The sequence below is a fragment of the Rhodoplanes sp. P11 genome (assembly GCF_964266735.1).
Lineage (GTDB): Bacteria > Pseudomonadota > Alphaproteobacteria > Rhizobiales > Xanthobacteraceae > Rhodoplanes > Rhodoplanes serenus.
Map to the genome: position 1 here is coordinate 326840 of NZ_CAXWGY010000001.1, position 15677 is coordinate 342516.

Annotated in this window: 16 protein-coding genes; 5 read left to right on the plus strand and 11 right to left on the minus strand. The window is 70.8% G+C overall.

The annotated features are described in order from the left end of the window. Window positions 1–276 precede the first annotated feature (276 nt). The 8 genes from glmM to ACFQUV_RS01565 all read right to left on the minus strand — a co-directional run bounded on the left by glmM (window position 277) and on the right by ACFQUV_RS01565 (window position 7457). Complete coding sequence (gene glmM, locus ACFQUV_RS01530; RefSeq protein ID WP_129608181.1) at window positions 277–1632, minus strand: phosphoglucosamine mutase; 1356 nt, start codon at window positions 1630–1632, stop codon at window positions 277–279. Between the two features lie 155 nt (window positions 1633–1787). Continuing rightward, the gene (locus ACFQUV_RS01535; RefSeq protein WP_371851688.1) at window positions 1788–1961 is read right to left on the minus strand and encodes a hypothetical protein; all 174 of its coding nucleotides are present in this window, start codon (window positions 1959–1961) and stop codon (window positions 1788–1790) included. 98 nt (window positions 1962–2059) lie between these two features. Beyond that, complete coding sequence (locus tag ACFQUV_RS01540) at window positions 2060–2284, minus strand: hypothetical protein (RefSeq protein ID WP_165363802.1); 225 nt, start codon at window positions 2282–2284, stop codon at window positions 2060–2062. A 119-nt stretch (window positions 2285–2403) separates the two neighbouring features. Continuing rightward, window positions 2404–3096, minus strand: coding sequence for a lactate utilization protein (locus ACFQUV_RS01545; protein ID WP_244601490.1), 693 nt, complete (start codon window positions 3094–3096; stop codon window positions 2404–2406). Continuing rightward, window positions 3093–4673 (minus strand): lactate utilization protein B, encoded by a 1581-nt coding sequence (locus ACFQUV_RS01550; RefSeq protein WP_129608180.1) that lies wholly within the window; start codon window positions 4671–4673, stop codon window positions 3093–3095. Before ACFQUV_RS01550 ends, ACFQUV_RS01545 begins: the two co-directional genes overlap by 4 nt. Window positions 4674–4824: 151 nt before the next feature. Further along, on the minus strand, window positions 4825–5610 hold the full coding sequence (locus tag ACFQUV_RS01555; protein WP_129608179.1) for a (Fe-S)-binding protein: 786 nt from the start codon (window positions 5608–5610) through the stop codon (window positions 4825–4827). 99 nt (window positions 5611–5709) lie between these two features. Further along, a complete protein-coding gene (locus ACFQUV_RS01560; protein ID WP_129608178.1) occupies window positions 5710–6600 on the minus strand; it encodes a shikimate dehydrogenase in 891 nt (296 codons plus the stop codon). Then, on the minus strand, window positions 6597–7457 hold the full coding sequence (locus tag ACFQUV_RS01565; RefSeq protein ID WP_111386202.1) for a fumarylacetoacetate hydrolase family protein: 861 nt from the start codon (window positions 7455–7457) through the stop codon (window positions 6597–6599). Before ACFQUV_RS01565 ends, ACFQUV_RS01560 begins: the two co-directional genes overlap by 4 nt. A gap of 207 nt (window positions 7458–7664) precedes the next feature. Between ACFQUV_RS01565 and ACFQUV_RS01570 the strand changes: the two genes are divergently transcribed. From ACFQUV_RS01570 to ACFQUV_RS01580, 3 genes are all read left to right on the plus strand, one after another. Further along, window positions 7665–8579 (plus strand): 2-hydroxyacid dehydrogenase, encoded by a 915-nt coding sequence (locus tag ACFQUV_RS01570; RefSeq protein ID WP_129608177.1) that lies wholly within the window; start codon window positions 7665–7667, stop codon window positions 8577–8579. Between the two features lie 122 nt (window positions 8580–8701). Beyond that, complete coding sequence (locus ACFQUV_RS01575; protein WP_129608176.1) at window positions 8702–9763, plus strand: ROK family protein; 1062 nt, start codon at window positions 8702–8704, stop codon at window positions 9761–9763. Between the two features lie 291 nt (window positions 9764–10054). Further along, a complete protein-coding gene (locus ACFQUV_RS01580; RefSeq protein ID WP_244601489.1) occupies window positions 10055–11008 on the plus strand; it encodes a cyclase family protein in 954 nt (317 codons plus the stop codon). Between the two features lie 77 nt (window positions 11009–11085). Here ACFQUV_RS01580 and ACFQUV_RS01585 read toward each other — a convergent pair whose 3' ends face one another. The 3 genes from ACFQUV_RS01585 to ACFQUV_RS01595 all read right to left on the minus strand — a co-directional run bounded on the left by ACFQUV_RS01585 (window position 11086) and on the right by ACFQUV_RS01595 (window position 13855). Next, window positions 11086–12045 carry a C-terminal binding protein gene (locus ACFQUV_RS01585; RefSeq protein ID WP_129608175.1) on the minus strand — a complete coding sequence of 320 codons (960 nt, stop codon included), beginning with the start codon at window positions 12043–12045 and terminating at the stop codon, window positions 11086–11088. Between the two features lie 76 nt (window positions 12046–12121). After that, window positions 12122–13105: a D-glycerate dehydrogenase gene (locus ACFQUV_RS01590; RefSeq protein WP_129608174.1), complete on the minus strand. Its 984-nt coding sequence runs from the start codon at window positions 13103–13105 to the stop codon at window positions 12122–12124. Window positions 13106–13411: 306 nt separating this feature from the next. After that, complete coding sequence (locus tag ACFQUV_RS01595) at window positions 13412–13855, minus strand: heme-binding protein (RefSeq protein ID WP_129608173.1); 444 nt, start codon at window positions 13853–13855, stop codon at window positions 13412–13414. Window positions 13856–14101: 246 nt separating this feature from the next. Here ACFQUV_RS01595 and ACFQUV_RS01600 point away from each other — a divergent pair, with 246 nt between their 5' ends. Continuing rightward, entirely contained in the window at window positions 14102–15022 is a 921-nt protein-coding gene (locus tag ACFQUV_RS01600) for an NAD(P)-dependent oxidoreductase (protein ID WP_129608172.1), read from the plus strand. A gap of 97 nt (window positions 15023–15119) precedes the next feature. Further along, complete coding sequence (locus ACFQUV_RS01605) at window positions 15120–15602, plus strand: FKBP-type peptidyl-prolyl cis-trans isomerase (RefSeq protein ID WP_207211404.1); 483 nt, start codon at window positions 15120–15122, stop codon at window positions 15600–15602. The last annotated feature ends 75 nt before the right edge of the window (window positions 15603–15677 follow it).

Consider the following 15677-nt stretch of genomic DNA (forward strand, 5'->3'; position numbering starts at 1 on the left):
GCAGGGCGCGGCGGACGCGACCCGATAACCGACTGGCGAGAACGATCCTGACAACTGAGGGTTAAAAGGGACTTAACCTTAAAACTTAACCCTAATGATTAATGTCGATTAAGCATTTTGGCAGGCCGCGCTCCTTCGACCTTAACCTTGGATTAACGACCTGGACGGGGCCGGGCCGGCGCGAAAACGCCCGGCGCCGAGCCGGCACCGGGCGTGAAGCACGACAGACGGGACGGCGCCGTCGACCCCGAGGGCGCCGCCGACGCGGCGAGACGATCAGGCTGCCGACACCGCCGTGATGGCGTCGACGATATCGTCGACCACCGCCTCGACCAGCTCGGGATCGTCGCCCTCGCCGGTGACGCGGATCACCGGCTCGGTGCCGGAGGGGCGAACGATCAGGCGGCCGTGGCCGTCGAGCCGCTGCTGGGCGTCCGCGATGGCGCCGAGCACCTTGGCGTGCTCGGTCGGCTTGCCGCCGGTGCCGTTCTTGTAGCGGACGTTCTTGGTCACCTGCGGCAGCGGATCGAAGCGGTGGCACACCTTCGACAGCGGCTGATCGAGCTTCTTCATCACTGCGAGCACCTGGAGGGCCGCGACGAAGCCATCGCCCGTGGTGGCGTAGTCGGACAGGATGATGTGGCCGGAGGGCTCGCCGCCGACATTGTAGCCCTGCTCGCGCATCTGCTCGAGCACGTAGCGATCGCCCACCGCGGTGCGCAGCAACGACAGGCCCTTGCCGGCGAGATGGCGCTCGAGCCCGAGATTGCTCATCACGGTGGCGACGATGCCGGGCTTCGACAGCCGGCCGTCCTCCTGCCAGCTCTCGGCGATCACCGCGAGGAGCTGGTCGCCGTCGATGAGATGGCCCTGCTCGTCCACCATGACGACACGATCGGCGTCGCCGTCGAGCGCGATGCCGACATCGGCGCGCAGCTCGCGCACTTTTTCGCGCAACGCCTTGGGGGCGGTGGAGCCGCACTCGTGATTGATGTTGAAGCCGTCCGGCTCGACACCGACCGAGATCACCTCGGCGCCGAGCTCCCACAGCGCCTCCGGCACCACCCGGTAGGCGGCGCCGTTGGCGCAGTCGACGACCACCCGCAGGCCGTCGAGCGACAGGGTTCGCGGCAGCGTGCGCTTGGCGAACTCGATGTAGCGGTCATGCACGCCTTCGATGCGCTTGGCGCGGCCGAGCGCCGCCGACTTGGCGAGCTTCTTGGACAGATCGGAATCGATCAGCGCCTCGATCTCCAGCTCGTCGCCGTCGGAGAGCTTGTAGCCGTCCGGGCCGAACAGCTTGATGCCGTTGTCATCGAACGGATTGTGCGAGGCCGAGATCATCACGCCGAGATCGGCCCGCATGGAGCGGGTCAGCATGGCGACGGCGGGCGTCGGCATCGGGCCGAGCAGCAGCACGTCGAAGCCGACCGAGGTGAAGCCCGCCACCATGGCGGTCTCGATCATGTAGCCGGACAGTCGGGTGTCCTTGCCGATCACCACCCGGTGGCGGTGCTCGCCGCGGCGGAACACGAGGCCGGTCGCCTGGCCGACCCGCAGCGCGAGATCGGCCGTGATGACGCCGTTGGCGCGGCCGCGGATGCCGTCGGTGCCGAAGTATTTGCGAGACATGAGCCCCCTGGAGAGACGCTTGCTTTTGCGAATCAGGATGGGTCCGGTGGCGCGCGCCGCGCGGCCGGACGAGGCTCATTCTAGAGCCTGCCGGGGCCGGACGCTGTAAGAAAATGATCTTATGATTAGGGCGTCAGTGGGGGGGCGCGCGTCGCTCAGCCGCCCGCGCGAGTCTCGACCACATTTTCTCGCACAAAGGCGATGTAACCGGGCTCATCCAGGACGCCGGCCGCGATGCCGGCCGTGTAGGCGATCGCCAGGTCGATCAGATCGGCCTGCTCGCCGTAGGCGGCCAGATGTCGAGGACGCGCAAGCGCCGACAGCAGCAACCCTCGGTCCCGGAGTCCGGTCGGGCCGCCGTGCAGAGCCAAGAGGCGGTCATGCAGCGACGACCTGGCGCGCGTGCCGGCGGGTCGATGTCCGCGGATCAGGTCTGGTCCTTGTCGGGCGCGCTCGGGGCCGGCTGGCTGATCGACACTGGATCGGAGCCCGGAAAGCTCTCCTCCAGGGCCTCGTCGAGCTTGCGGTCGAGATGCTGCTTGGCCTTGTCGTCCGGCCGGTTCTCCTTCTCGCGCCGGGAGAGCGTCTCGTCGCGCTCGCGCGTCTCCTCGGCGCGTGCCTGCGCGTCGCTCTGGGCGGGGGCCTGGGCCATGAGAAAACCTCCATTTGGCGCGCGCCGCCCCCGCGGGGGCGGCGGCCACGCTTGCGGGTGTCCCGAGCCCAACGCGGGACCGACGGGATGGTTTCGGAGTGCGGCCAGGCGGTTCCTGGTCAAACGGACGGCTCGCCCACCACCAGGACGTGCAGCCGGCGCGGCCCGTGGGCGCCGAGGATCAGGGTCTGCTCGATATCGGCGGTACGCGACGGGCCGGTGATCAGATGGACCGCCCGCGGCAGCCCGGCCGGCTCCCCCGCCCCACGCGGCGCCCGCAGCATCGCCAGCGCGGTTTCGAGATCGCCCGCCACCGTGTCGGCGGCCACCACGACGAGGTGATGGTCGGGCAGGAAGTTCAGGGTCGTCGGGTTGTCGGGGCCGGAGCGCAGCATCAGGGTGCCGGTCTCCGCCACCGCCGCCTCGGCATGGGACAGGCCGACGAGATCGTCGCCGCGCGAGGCGCCGACCGCGACGGCGAGCGCCGGCTCGCGCTCCCACGGCAGCCCGGCGAGGCGCGCATCGGCGCCGCGGCGAAGGGCGAGCGGCAGGTTCTGGCCGCGCAGATAGTCGGCGATGGCGGCTGGAACGGCGGCGGCCGTCGGCAGCCGGACGACGGAGCCGGCGGCCGCCTCGATCTTGCGCATCAGCAGCTCGACGCGGGCCGCCGGCGGCAGACGCCCGCGCTCCGGGATGACGCCCTGCGGATGATCGGCCAGCCGATCGGCCACGATCTTGCGTCGCGACGCCTCCTCGCCGCTCACGCCGAGAGCGCGGCGGATGCTCGCGAACATCTGGTCGCGCGCCGTCACGGCCTCGTCTCCGACTCGGCTCGCGCCGGCTCGGCTCGCACCGGCTCGGCGACCGTCGGCTCGCTGGCGCGCCCGTGTGGATTGCCGGATGGCACCGTGCGGGGTGCCGTGGGCTTGGCGGCCGGCGCAGGGGTGCGACGTGCCACGACGGGATCGCCGGCCGCGCGGCGGCGCCACTGCGCCTGGAAGGTCGCGCCCTGCGGCGCCGCCAGGTCGCGGGTCGCCGTGAAGCCGCCGGCGAGCGGCAGGGTGGAGAAGCGCCCGCGGCTCCGCCCGAGGCGGGCGAGCAGCCGCATCGCGACCCCGGTGACGGCCCGATAGAGCCACGGCCGCTTCGCCAGCACGCCCCAGACGGCGAGGCCGGCGCGCGAGACCGTCGATCCGAGCCCGCGTGAAAAGGCGCGGTCGCGCCAGAACCGCATCAGCCGCGGCAGTGGAATCCGCACCGGGCACACCGCCTCGCAGCGGCCGCAGAAGGTCGAGGCGTCGGGCAGGCTGCCGGCGCGCTCGACGCCGAGCAGGCTCGGCGTCAGCACGGCGCCCATCGGCCCCGGATAAACGAAGCCGTAAGCGTGGCCACCGACCGCGTGATACACGGGGCAGTGGTTCATGCAGGCGCCGCAGCGGATGCAGCGGAGCATGTCGCGGAACTCGCCGGCCAGCATGGCCGAGCGGCCGTTGTCGACGATGACGACGTGATACTGCTCCGGCCCGTCGGGATCGTCCGGCCGCCGCGGCCCGGTGAAGATCGTCGTGTAGACCGACATCTCCTGAGCGGTCGCCGAGCGCGCCAGGACGCGCAGGAGCTGGGCCATGTCGTCGAGCGTCGGCACCAGCTTCTCGATCGAGGCGAGCACGATGTGGACACGCGGCAGCGTCGCGGTGAGATCGCCGTTGCCCTCGTTGGTGACGATCACCGAGGAGCCGGTCTCGGCGATCAGGAAGTTGGCGCCGGTGATGCCGACATCGGCGGCGAGGAACTTTTCGCGCAATGTCGTGCGGGCTTCCGTCAGCAGCGCCGCCGCGGTGCCGAGGTCGCGGTCCGCCGGCAGCCCGGCATGGACGCGGCGGAAATCGGCGGCGATCTGCTGGCGGTCGAGATGCACGGCCGGCATGATGATGTGCGACGGCAGCTCGTCGCGGATCTGGATGATGTACTCGCCGAGATCGGTCTCCACCGGCACGATGCCGTGCGCCGCCAGATGCTCGTTGACGCCGATCTCCTCGCTCACCATGGACTTGCCCTTGGTGACCGTGCGGGCGCCGGCGGCGCGGCAGATGTCGAGCACAATGCGGTTGGCGTCGGCGGCGGTCGGGGCGAAATGCACCTGCCCGCCGCTCGCCCGCACCCGCGCCTCGTAGGCTTCGAGATAGAGATCGAGATGGGCGAGCGTGTGGGCCCTGATGTCGCGTGCGGAGTCGCGCAGCGCATCGAACTCGGGCAACGCCTCGACGACGGCGCGCCGCCGCGCCGGAAAGTTCGTCTCGACAAACCCGAGGGCGCCTTGCAACGCGGTGTCGGCGAGCGCCCGGCGGGCATTCTCGGCGAATTTCTCCGAGGTCGCGGCGCGGCTCATGCGGCGCCCCCGTGATCGAGTGCCGTCATTCCGGACGCCTCGCAGAGCGAGGCGATCCGGAATCCAGCAGCAGACACGGTGCGCGTGGCTGGATTCCGGGCTCGCCGCTGCGCGGCGTCCCGGAATGACCGGAGCATGAAAGCGGCGCGGCTCACGGCGTCGCCTTCTCGCGCGAGGACGGCGACGGCGCGCCGAGCGGCGGCGTGTCGAGATCGCCGGCCAGGACCTCGGCGACGTGCCGCACCTCGACCGGAGCGCCGTCGCGGAGCAGCTTGCCGGCGATGTTGATCAAGCAGCCGAGATCGGCGGCGAGCAGCATTCCGGCGCCGCTCGCCGTCACGGCGGCTGCCTTCTTGCCGACCATGCGGTCGGAGATCTCGGGATACTTGACGCAGAAGGTGCCGCCGAAGCCGCAGCAGACATCGGTGTCCACCGACTCGGCGAGCGTCAGGCCGTCGACGCGCGCCAGCAGCGCCCGCGGCTGATCACGAACGCCGAGCTCGCGCAGGCTGGAGCACGAGTCGTGATACGTCACGGTGGCATCGCAGCGCGCCGCGACCGCGTCGACGCCGCAGACATCCACCAGGAACTGGGTCAGCTCGAAGGTCTTGGCCGCCACCGCGTCGGCGCGCGGCTGCCAGGCGGGATCGCCCTGGAACAGCTCGGGGTAGTGCAGCCGCACCTGCCCGGCGCACGAGCCGGACGGCACCACCACATAGTCGAACGGCTCGAACGCGACGATCACCTGCTCGGCGATGCGTCGCGCCGTGCTCCGGTCGCCGGCGTTGAAGGCCGGCTGGCCGCAGCAGGTCTGCGACGGCACGTCGACCGTGCAGCCGGCCTCCTCCAGGAGGCGCACGGCCGCGAAGCCGACCGACGGCCGGATCAGATCGACCAGGCATGTGACCAGGAGGCCGACACGCTTCGGCAAGACCATGGGCGGCTCCTCGTGGGCGGAGAGCCAGGATGGCCGAAAGGCTCGCCCTCCGCAACCGGCGGGTGAACAGCAGCCGGCGCGGCCCGGTGACGCCGGCTCCTACCCGGCGGAACCACCGCGCGCCACCGCCGGCGGTGTCGCCGCAGCGCCGAGGAGATCGGCCTCGATCAGCCGCCGCAGCTCCGGCGTCACCTCGGGGGTGACACCGAACCACAACGCGAAGCCGCGCACCGCCTGATGCAGCAGCATGCCGAGGCCGTCGGCCCGGCGCAGCCCCTGCTCGCGCGCCGCGGCGAGCAGGCCAGTCTCCAGCGGCGTGTAGACGAGATCGGCGACCACCGCGTTGGCGGGCAACCGGCTGATTCCCATCTCCAGCGGTGGCTGACCCGCCATGCCGAGCGTGGTGGCGTTGACCAGAAGCTGCACGGCGCCGAACAGGCCGCGCGCCTCCTCCCAGCGGATCGGATGCACCGAGCTGCCGAAGCGGCGCCCCAGCTCCTCGGCCCGCGCCGGGTTGCGGTTGGCGACATAGATGCGCGGCACGCCGCGGCCGACCAGGCCATAGACGACGGCGCGCGACGAGCCGCCGGCGCCGAGCACCATGGCGGTCTCGATGCCACGGTCCCATTTCGGCACCGCGGCGTCGAGATTGGCGATGAAGCCCTCGGCGTCGGTGTTGGTGGCCCGCAGCCGGCCGCCGTCGAGCCACAGGGTGTTGGCGGCCCCGATGGCGCGGGCGCTCTCGTCCGGGGAGGCGGCGGCGAGGGCCGCCTCCTTGTGGGGCACGGTGACGTTGGCGCCCACATAGCCGCGGGCGGCGAGATCGCGCACGAAGGCCGGGAAGTCGTCGGGCGGCACCGCCTCGACGCGGTAATCGCCCTCGATCCCGTAAGTCGACAGCCAATGCCGATGGATCAGCGGCGAGCGGGAATGCGCGGCCGGCCACCCGATCACGCAGGCGGCCGGCAGCGAGGAAGCAACCTCCGTCATGGCTCGTCCACGACCTCGTTGCGTAGAACGCCGATCTCCGGCACCGCGATCTCGACCACGTCACCGGGCTCGAGCCAGCGCGGCGGCTCGAAGCGCGCGCCCGCCCCCACCGGCGTGCCGGTGACGATCACGTCGCCCGGCACCAGGGTGGTGAAGGTGCTGACATAGGCGATCAGCTCGGCGAAGCCGAAGATCATGGCCGCCGTGGTGGCGTCCTGGCGCAGCTCGCCGTTGACCCGGGTCGTGAGGCGCAGCGGCTGGCCGGGGTCGATCTCGTCGGCGGTGACGATCCACGGGCCGAGGCTGCCGGAGGCATCGAAGTTCTTGCCAGGCGTGATGTTGCGCGAGCCGTGGCGCAGCCAGTCGCGGACCGTGCCCTCGTTGCACAGGGTGTAGCCGGCGACGTAGGCCAGCGCCTCCTCGACCGGAATGCGCCGGCCGCGGCGGCCGATCACCAGCGCGATCTCGCCCTCGTAGTCGAGCTGCTCGGATTCGCGTGGCCGCACCAGCGGTTGCAGGTGCCCGACCAGGGAGCCCGGAGCCCGGAAGAACAGGTTGGGGAACTTGGAGTCCTCGGCCGGGTCCTGGAACTCGCCGGAGCGCCCGGTGTAGTTGACGCCGACGCAGATGATCTTCTCCGGCCCCACCACCGGCGGCAGGAACCGCACGTCGGCCAGCGGATAGTCGGGACGCACGCCGGCGGCGCCGGCCCGCAGCTCGTCCAGCGCGCCCTCGCGCAGCACGTCGAGCAAGGTCGGGAAGCGCGGTCCCATGCGCAGCCGCATGTCCACCACCCCGTTCCCGACGACCGCGCCGAAGCCCGACCGGCCGTGGGTGATATAGCTCGCGAGTCGCATGCCCCTCCCCCGATTCGATCGAAGGCACACAACACCGGACCTCGCCCGGGCGCAAGGCGGGGCACCCCCGCGGTCCCGGGGATTCGCGACCGCCCGCCGCCCCGGCGCTCCTCGCGGCTCCTGCGGTTTCCGCACAACCCCTTCGAAAACCGGCGCGTTCGCGCTATGACGACGGCCCCGCCCTCCCCGAGCCGACGACCGGAGCCCATGACAGCCCTGTTCATCGACTGCAACCACCAGCTCGAGCCCGTCTTCCATCGCGTCCATCGGCCGGACGACCCGCCGATCGCCGTCAACACGGCGCCGTTCTCCTCCGCGGACCTGCCCCGCCTGCTGGCCGGCCGCGCCATCTGCCTGGACGACCACTCCTATCTGCCGACCGAGCAGGTGGCCGCCTGCCCGGATCTGCGCCACGTCGTCTTCCTCGGCACGGGCGCGGCCAGCTACATGGACATCGCGGCCCTGAAGGGGCTGGGCGTCACGGTGCACACCATCAAGGGCTACGGTGACACCGCGGTCGCCGAGCACACGGTGGCGCTGATGTTCGCCTGCGCCCGCGACCTCGCCCGCATGGACCGCGACGTGCGGGCCGGCACCTGGAAGCCCCTGGAAGGGCTCCAGCTTCTCGGCAAGACGCTCGGCGTGGTGGGTCTCGGCGGCATCGGCCGCGAGGTCGCCCGCATCGCCGCCGGCCTCGGCATGACGGTGATCGCCTGGAACCGCACGCCGCGACCCGAGATCGCCGTGCCCCAGGTCGCGCTCGACGAGCTTCTCGCCCGCGCCGACGTGGTGTCGCTCAACCTGACCCTGTCGGACGAGACCCGCGGCCTGATCGATGCCCGCCGGCTCGGGCTGATGAAGCCCGGCGCCATCCTGGTCAACACGGCGCGCGGCGCGCTCGTCGACGAGGCGGCGCTGATCGACGCGCTGACCAGCCGGCGGCTCGCCCATGCGGGGCTCGACGTCTTCCATGCCGAGCCGCTGAAAGCCGACCATCCGCTGGCGCGCCTCGACAACGTCACCCTCACGGCGCACGCCGCCTTCCGCACCCGGGAGGCGTCCGAGACGCTGATCCGCCGGGCGATCGACATCGTCCGCGGCCTCGTGGCAACGCCGGCCTGAGCCGATCGGCCCGCCGGCCGGCTCTGCGGCACCGCGGTGAAACCTTTCGCCACATGGCCGGTTGTCGGGAAGCTCCACCGCGGCGCACGGCCGCCGTGGCCGGCGGACCCGCAGGGGAGACCATGGCCGAGACCAAGACGGCCCGCCCGACCATCGCGGCGCATGGCGCCGAGCAACTGCCCGAGGTGGTGGTCGACAGCTACAACGCCGAGATCACCGACGACGAGGGCTTCATCGGCGATCGCGCCAGCCGGCGCGCCTTCCGCGAGATCGTCGAACGCTGGCGCAAGCCGCTGCGCGACCTCGGCGAAGACCCGTTCGGCGACGAGCCGAGCGACCGGATCAGCAAGAAGTCGCTCGACGAGCTTCTCGCCGGCGGCCACCCGGAGGCCGCCGGGGTGGTGCACGGCGCCATCGAGGACTTCGCCCAGGAGCTGGCCGGGGTGATCCGCCGCTTTCTCAAGCTGAAGGCGTGGCGCGGTACCGAGCGGATCGTCATCGGCGGTGGCTTCCGGGCCAGCCGGGTCGGCGAGCTGGCGATCGGCCGCACCGCCGTCATCCTGAAGGCCGAAAAGATCAAGGTCGACCTCGCGCTGATCCGGCACGATCCCGACGAGGCCGGGCTGATCGGCGCCGTGCATCTCGCGCCGGCCTGGATGTTCCAGGCGCACGACGCGATCCTGGCGGTCGACATCGGCGGCACCAACATCCGGGTCGGGGTGGTGCGGCTCAATCTCAAGAAGGCCGATGACCTCTCGAAGGCCGAGGTGGTGCGCTTCGAGCTGTGGCGGCACGGCGACGAGAAGCTGAGCCGCGGCGACGCCGTCGAGCGCCTGGTCGACATGCTCAAGCGGCTGATCGGCCGCGCCGACAAGGACGGCCTCGCGCTGGCGCCGTTCATCGGCATCGGCTGTCCCGGCCTGATCGCGGAAGACGGCTCGATCGAGCGCGGCGCCCAGAACCTGCCGGGCAACTGGGAAAGCCCCCGCTTCAACCTGCCGGCCGTGCTGCACGAGGCGATCCCCCGCATCGGCGATCACGAGGCCGCCATCGTGATGCACAACGACGCCGTCGTGCAGGGCCTGAGCCAAACCCCCGACATGCAGGACGTCGACCACTGGGGCGTGCTCACCATCGGCACCGGACTCGGTAATGCCCGCTTCACCAACCGCGACCCGGACTGATCGCGAGCCGCGTCCGTCAGCGTCTCCCCTCTCCTGCGTTCACCACCCTTCCGGGTGATGTCTCGGGCTAGAGCGGCGTCGGCGACGTGAGAGCCGGTCCGCGGTCGAGACTACGATCAGATAAGGCTCCCGAGAGAAATCCGATCTGGTTTCATCGGATTTCGCGCCAGGCTCGACCGGATACATGGACGTGTGGTTCCGGACGCGCCACTATCGTGCTCCTCCCGAATGCCCGCAGGCACGCGCCGGGCGCGCACGGCCGTTCGCCGGGAGGCCACGAGGACGGAACCGATGGACATCACGGTTGGCAAGCAGGCGATCGCCGACGCCTCCAAGACGCTCAGCAATTGGGGCCGGTGGGGCAAGGACGATCAGATCGGCACCCTCAATCACGTCGCGCCCGAGGACGTGATCCATGCCGCCGCGCTGATCCGCAGCGGCAAGGTGTTCGCGCTCGGCATCCCACTCGATCGAGACGGTCCACAGACCGGACTGTTCGGCGGACGCTTCAACCCGATCCACCAGATGCTCGCCACCGGCACCGACGCGGTGGCGGGCCAGCAGGACTGGAACAAGATCCGCTACGCCGACGACACGATCAATCTGTGCGTTCAGGGCGCCACCCACTGGGACGCGCTCGGCCACGTCTTCTACGAGGACAAGGCGTACAACGGCCATGACGCGCGCCTGATCGACTCGCGCGGCCTCGGCGTGCTCGGCATCGAGCACTCCAGGAACAAGATGGTCGGCCGTGGCGTGCTGCTCGACATCGCCCGCTTCCGCGGCGTCGACTGGCTGAAGGACGGTGAGGCGATCTCCAACGACGAGCTGAACACGTGCGCCCGCGCCCAGAACGTCGAGATCCGCAAGGGCGACTTCGTGATTCTCCGCACCGGGCAGATGGAACGCTGCCTCGCCGAGGGCCGGTGGGGCGGCTACGCCGGCGGCGACGCGCCGGGCGTGAAGTTCGAGAACTGCTACTGGTGCCAGGAGCATCAGATCGCCGCGATCTGCTCCGACACCTGGGGCGTCGAGGTGCGGCCGAACGAGACCGACGAGGCGAACCAGCCGTGGCACTGGGTGGTGATCCCGGCCATGGGCCTGTGCATGGGCGAGATGTTCTACGTCAAGGAGCTCGCAGCCGACTGCGCCGACGACGGCGTCTACGAGTTCTTCTTCTGCGGCCCGCCGCTGATCATCACGGGCGGCACCGGCTCGCCCATCAACCCGCAGGCCGTCAAGTAGGCGGCGGCTCACGGCCAGGAGCCGGGACGAGCCCCGGGTGGCGGCGCGCCCCGTCGGGGAACCGCGCCGCGGCGCCGCTACATCTTCACCGGATAGACCGGCTTCTCGCCCGACAGCACGCGGGCGACGTCGGTCGCGCACTTGGTCTCCAGCTCCAGCAGCGCCTCGACCGAGTAGAAGCCGGTGTGCGGCGTCAGCACCACGTTGTCGCGGCCGATCAGCGGCGAGTCCTTCGGCAGCGGCTCGGTGGTGACGACGTCGAGCCCGGCGGCCGCGACCTTGCCGGCATCGAGCGCACGGACCAGCGCCGCCTCGTCGATCAGCGGGCCGCGCGCCGTGTTCACGATCATCACGCCCGGCTTCATCTTGGCGAAGGCGTCGTCGTTCACCAGCCCGCGGGTCTGCGGCGTCAGCGGCGCATGCACCGAGATCAGGTCGGAGCGCGCATACAGCTCGTCGAGCGTGACGCTCTCGACGCCGGCCGCGTCGAACATCTCCTTGGGGAGATACGGATCGGAGGCGATCACCTTGAAGCCGAACGCCTGCGCCTTGGGAGCGAGGTTGCGCGGAATGCCGCCGAAGCCGATCAGCCCCAGCGTGAGCGTGTTGAAGCGGCGCAGCGGCACCACCACCGGCATTCGCCACTCGCCGCTGTGCACCGACTTGTTGGCGAGCGGGATCTTGCGGGCGATGGAGAGCAGGAGCGCCATGGCGTGGTCGGAGACCTCGTGCAGGCAGTAGTCCGGCACATAGGTGACGACGATGCCCAGCTCCTTGGCGGCCGGGATGTCGATGTTGTCGACGCCGAGGCCGAAGCGGCCGATCACCTTGAGCTTCTTGCACTCGCGCAACAGCTCGCCGGGCAACTTGGCGTAGGTGACCAGAATCCCGTCGGCGTCGCGGGCCACCGCCAGGATGTCCTCGGCGGACGGGCTCTTGGCCTGCACCACCTCGGGATCGAGCCGGGCCAGCGCCTCCTTGGCGGGATCGAGCGACGGGAACGGGCTGTCGGTGACGACGATCTTGAACTTGCTCATGGATCGCTCCGGGCGTGGCAGGCGTCGAAAGAGCCCGGCCGGGACCGGGCAGGACAGGCGGGTCGGGCGGGCCGGCTCAGGTCACCGGCCCGGCGAAGTCGAACAGGTTGGGCGGGGTGGTTCCCCGCACCAGCGCGATGGCATTCTCGGCGACGATATGCGCCATCTCGGTGCGCAGATCGACGACCGCGCTGCCGAGATGCGGCGTGAGCACCACGTTGCTCATGGCCAGCAGCTCGGTCGGCACCCGCGGCTCGTGCTCGAACACGTCGAGGCCGGCGCCCGCGATGGTGCCCGTTTGCAAGGCCCGGACCAACGCCGCTTCGTCGACGATCGGCCCTCGCGACGTGTTGATGAAATAGGCGGTCTTCTTCATCAGCGCGAACTCGCGCGCCCCGAGCGAGTGGCGGGTGTCGTCGCGCAGCGGCGAGTGCACCGAGACGATGTCGGACTCCCGCAGCAGATCGTCGATCGAGGCGTGAACGAGACCCCACTCGCGCTCCTCCGCCTCGGGCTTGCGCCGTGGCGTCGAATAGAGGACGCGCATGTCGAAGCCGCGGCAGCGCTTGGCGACCAGCTTGCCGATGCGGCCACCGCCGCCGATCAGGCCGACGGTCTTGCCGGTGACGCCGAGGCCGGCCAGGTGGTTGGACTGGCCGCCCGGATAGATGCCCGAGCGCAGCAGCCGGTCACCCTCCAGCACCCGGCGGGCGCAGCACAGGATGAGCGCCATCGCCATGTCGGCGGTGGCCTCGCTCACCATCGGCGGAATGACGGTGAGCGGGATGCCGCGCGCCGCCATCGCGCCCACGTCGATGTCCTGCGGGTGGATCGCCATGGCGGCGATGCCCTTGAGGTTCGGATTGGCGGCGATCACGTCGGCGTCGACCTTGTCGTGCATCAGGCAGAACAGCAGGTCGGCGCGCTTGACCCCTTCGATCAGGGTTGCCTTGGCGATCGGCGCCGTGGCGTCGGGATGGACTTCGACATCGGCGACGGCACGCATCGCATCGACGGCGCTCTGGGCGATCGGCTGGGTGACGAAGATCCGCGGGCGCATGCGCAGTTCCGGTGGGGGTGAATCGACGCGAGATGCTGTTCGACGCGCGAAGAACGATCGGGGGCGCCGCCGTGGAGCACACGGCCGGGCGGCACGCGACGCAGCCACGGAGAGGCAACCACGGAGACGCCGCGACGAGAGGCCCGGCAAAGGCGACGGCACGCCGCCGCGCCGCGCACCGCGCCGCTCGAACGGCAACGGGAACTCTATCCAGCCGACTGCGAGAGTTGAATAGCCGTTCGGGCATACGCCTCCCCTGCCAAACGCAACGCGGGCAGTGACCGGCGGCGTAGCCGCCCCGTCCACTCACCCGGGCGCGCCACCGGGATCGGCCGTCAGCCCCACGGCCGCGATGCCGGCGAGAGCGCAGACCTCGTCGCGATCGGAGGTGTCGCCCGAAATGCCGACGGCGCCAATGACCTGCCCGCCCGTATCGCGGATCAGCACACCCGAGGGCACCGGCACCACGCGGCCGCCGCTCGCCGCCATCAGGGCGGTGACGAAGGCTGGGTTGACCTTGGCGCGCTCCACATAGGTGCGCGAGCCGAAGCCCATGCCGAGCGCGCCCCACGCCTTGCCGAAAGCGATTTCGAAACGGAGGATGCCGGAGCCGTCCTCGCGCTTGGCGGCGACCAGATGGCCGCCGGCATCGAGCACCACGACGGTGAGCGGCTCGCAGCCGGTCTCACGTCCCTTCGCCAGGGCGGCATCGACGATCCGGCTCGCCTGCGACAATCCGACCGATCCCATGGGTTTCTCTGCTCCCTGTGCAGGCTGTCACGGCGGATCGCGGCGTTCCGAGAGGCGACCGTCGGAGACGTCGAACACCACGGTTGCATACCGAGTATCGAGAGACGCGCCGCGGCTGCGATGTGCGCACGGCACGATAGGCGATCGCCCGGCGCATAGGAAGGTGCCTTGAAACACCGCCCGTCCGGCGTATAGCGTCGGGCGGGCGCCTTCGGCACGGCGACTGCAGATATTCGGAGATGGATCATGGCGGCTCGGGCGAAGGGCGCGGTCGGCATCGTCGGCCTCGGCATCATGGGCGGCGCATTCGCCAAGAACCTGGTCGCGTCGGGCTGGCGCGTCACCGGCTACGACATCGACCCGGCCCGCCGGCGGGCGCTGGCGCGCGCCGGCGTCACCATCGCGCCGGACATCGCCGCCGCGGCGGCCGCCGCCCCCGTGCTGCTGACCAGCCTGCCGAGCCCGCAGGCTCTGCGCGACGTGGTCGCCGCCATCGTCGATGCCAAGCTGCCGCCCCGCATCATCGCCGAGACCTCGACGTTCACGCTGGAGGACAAGCTCGCGGCCGAGAAGGCGCTCAGGAAGGCCGGCCACACCGTGCTCGACACGCCGATGAGCGGCACCGGCGCGCAGGCGGCCGTCAAGGACCTCGTCGTGCTCGCCTCCGGCGACAGCAAGGCGATCGCCAAGCTGAAGCCGATGTTTCTCGGCTTCGCCCGCCTGGTGCACGATCTCGGCGTGTTCGGCAACGGCAGCCGCATGAAGTACATCGCCAACCTGCTGGTGGCGATCCACAACGTGGCGAGCGCCGAGGCCATGGTGCTCGGGATGAAGGCCGGCCTCGACCCGCAGATGGTGTTCGAGGTGATCAAGTCGGGCGCCGGCACGTCGCGCATGTTCGAGGCGCGCGCCCCCATGATGGTGGCCGACAAGTACGATCCGCCCACCATGAAGATCAAGGTGTGGCAGAAGGACATGGATGTGATCGGGGCGTTTGCCGACAGCCTCGGCGTGCCGACACCGCTGTTCAACGCCACCATGCCGATCTACGCGGCGGCGCGCTCGCTCGGCCTCGGCATGCTCGACACCGGCGCGGTCTGCACCGTGCTGGAAGGGCTCGCCGGAGTGAAGCGCACGGGCCGCCCGCGCAAGCGCAAGAGCGCCTGAGCCGCAGGCGGTTTCCCCTGCGGCGTATCCGGTGTAGCGTCGTCTGGGCGCGCCGCCGTCGGCGGCGGGCCGAGCCTGGAACAACGCTGGATCTGGAATGAAGCGCGCCGGACCGAAGCCCGCCGAACCGAAGCCCGCCAGACCTGCCGTCGCGCTCGCCGCCCTGCTGGTGCTCGCCGCCTGCGCCGGCACCTCCGACGGCCCGGCGCCGGACGCGGCGCCGCTCCCCGCGGCGGCGCCGCCGGGTGCCGCCGCGCCCGACGGACTCGCGAGCCAGGACCTCAAGGTCGGCACCGGGCCGGAGGCCCGCACCGGCCAGCGCCTGCGCGTGCACTACACCGGCAAGCTCACCAACGGCACCACCTTCGACTCGTCGGTCGGCCGCGCGCCCTTCACCTTCACGCTCGGTGGCGACCAGGTAATCAAGGGCTGGGACCAGGGCGTCGCCGGCATGCGAGTCGGCGGCAAGCGCCGGCTGGTGATCCCGCCGGAGCTCGGCTACGGCGCCCGCGGCGCGCCGCCGCAGATCCCGCCGAACAGCACGCTGGTGTTCGAGATCGACCTGTTGGGAATCGAGTAGACGGCCGGACCGCCACCGGCCGGTTGTGGGACGACCCGAAGCCTTCTATACAAGGTGCGGATCGCGCCCCGCAAT

What these genes read in the sequence shown, in the direction of transcription:
- glmM (WP_129608181.1), bottom strand. Translation starts at nt 1,632, where the DNA reads ATGTCTCGCAAATACTTCGGCACCGACGGCATCCGCGGCCGCGCCAAC.
- ACFQUV_RS01540 (WP_165363802.1), bottom strand. Translation starts at nt 2,284, where the DNA reads ATGGCCCAGGCCCCCGCCCAGAGCGACGCGCAGGCACGCGCCGAGGAG.
- ACFQUV_RS01550 (WP_129608180.1), bottom strand. Translation starts at nt 4,673, where the DNA reads ATGAGCCGCGCCGCGACCTCGGAGAAATTCGCCGAGAATGCCCGCCGG.
- ACFQUV_RS01555 (WP_129608179.1), bottom strand. Translation starts at nt 5,610, where the DNA reads ATGGTCTTGCCGAAGCGTGTCGGCCTCCTGGTCACATGCCTGGTCGAT.
- ACFQUV_RS01560 (WP_129608178.1), bottom strand. Translation starts at nt 6,600, where the DNA reads ATGACGGAGGTTGCTTCCTCGCTGCCGGCCGCCTGCGTGATCGGGTGG.
- ACFQUV_RS01565 (WP_111386202.1), bottom strand. Translation starts at nt 7,457, where the DNA reads ATGCGACTCGCGAGCTATATCACCCACGGCCGGTCGGGCTTCGGCGCG.
- ACFQUV_RS01570 (WP_129608177.1), top strand. Translation starts at nt 7,665, where the DNA reads ATGACAGCCCTGTTCATCGACTGCAACCACCAGCTCGAGCCCGTCTTC.
- ACFQUV_RS01575 (WP_129608176.1), top strand. Translation starts at nt 8,702, where the DNA reads ATGGCCGAGACCAAGACGGCCCGCCCGACCATCGCGGCGCATGGCGCC.
- ACFQUV_RS01580 (WP_244601489.1), top strand. Translation starts at nt 10,055, where the DNA reads ATGGACATCACGGTTGGCAAGCAGGCGATCGCCGACGCCTCCAAGACG.
- ACFQUV_RS01585 (WP_129608175.1), bottom strand. Translation starts at nt 12,045, where the DNA reads ATGAGCAAGTTCAAGATCGTCGTCACCGACAGCCCGTTCCCGTCGCTC.
- ACFQUV_RS01590 (WP_129608174.1), bottom strand. Translation starts at nt 13,105, where the DNA reads ATGCGCCCGCGGATCTTCGTCACCCAGCCGATCGCCCAGAGCGCCGTC.
- ACFQUV_RS01595 (WP_129608173.1), bottom strand. Translation starts at nt 13,855, where the DNA reads ATGGGATCGGTCGGATTGTCGCAGGCGAGCCGGATCGTCGATGCCGCC.
- ACFQUV_RS01600 (WP_129608172.1), top strand. Translation starts at nt 14,102, where the DNA reads ATGGCGGCTCGGGCGAAGGGCGCGGTCGGCATCGTCGGCCTCGGCATC.
- ACFQUV_RS01605 (WP_207211404.1), top strand. Translation starts at nt 15,120, where the DNA reads ATGAAGCGCGCCGGACCGAAGCCCGCCGAACCGAAGCCCGCCAGACCT.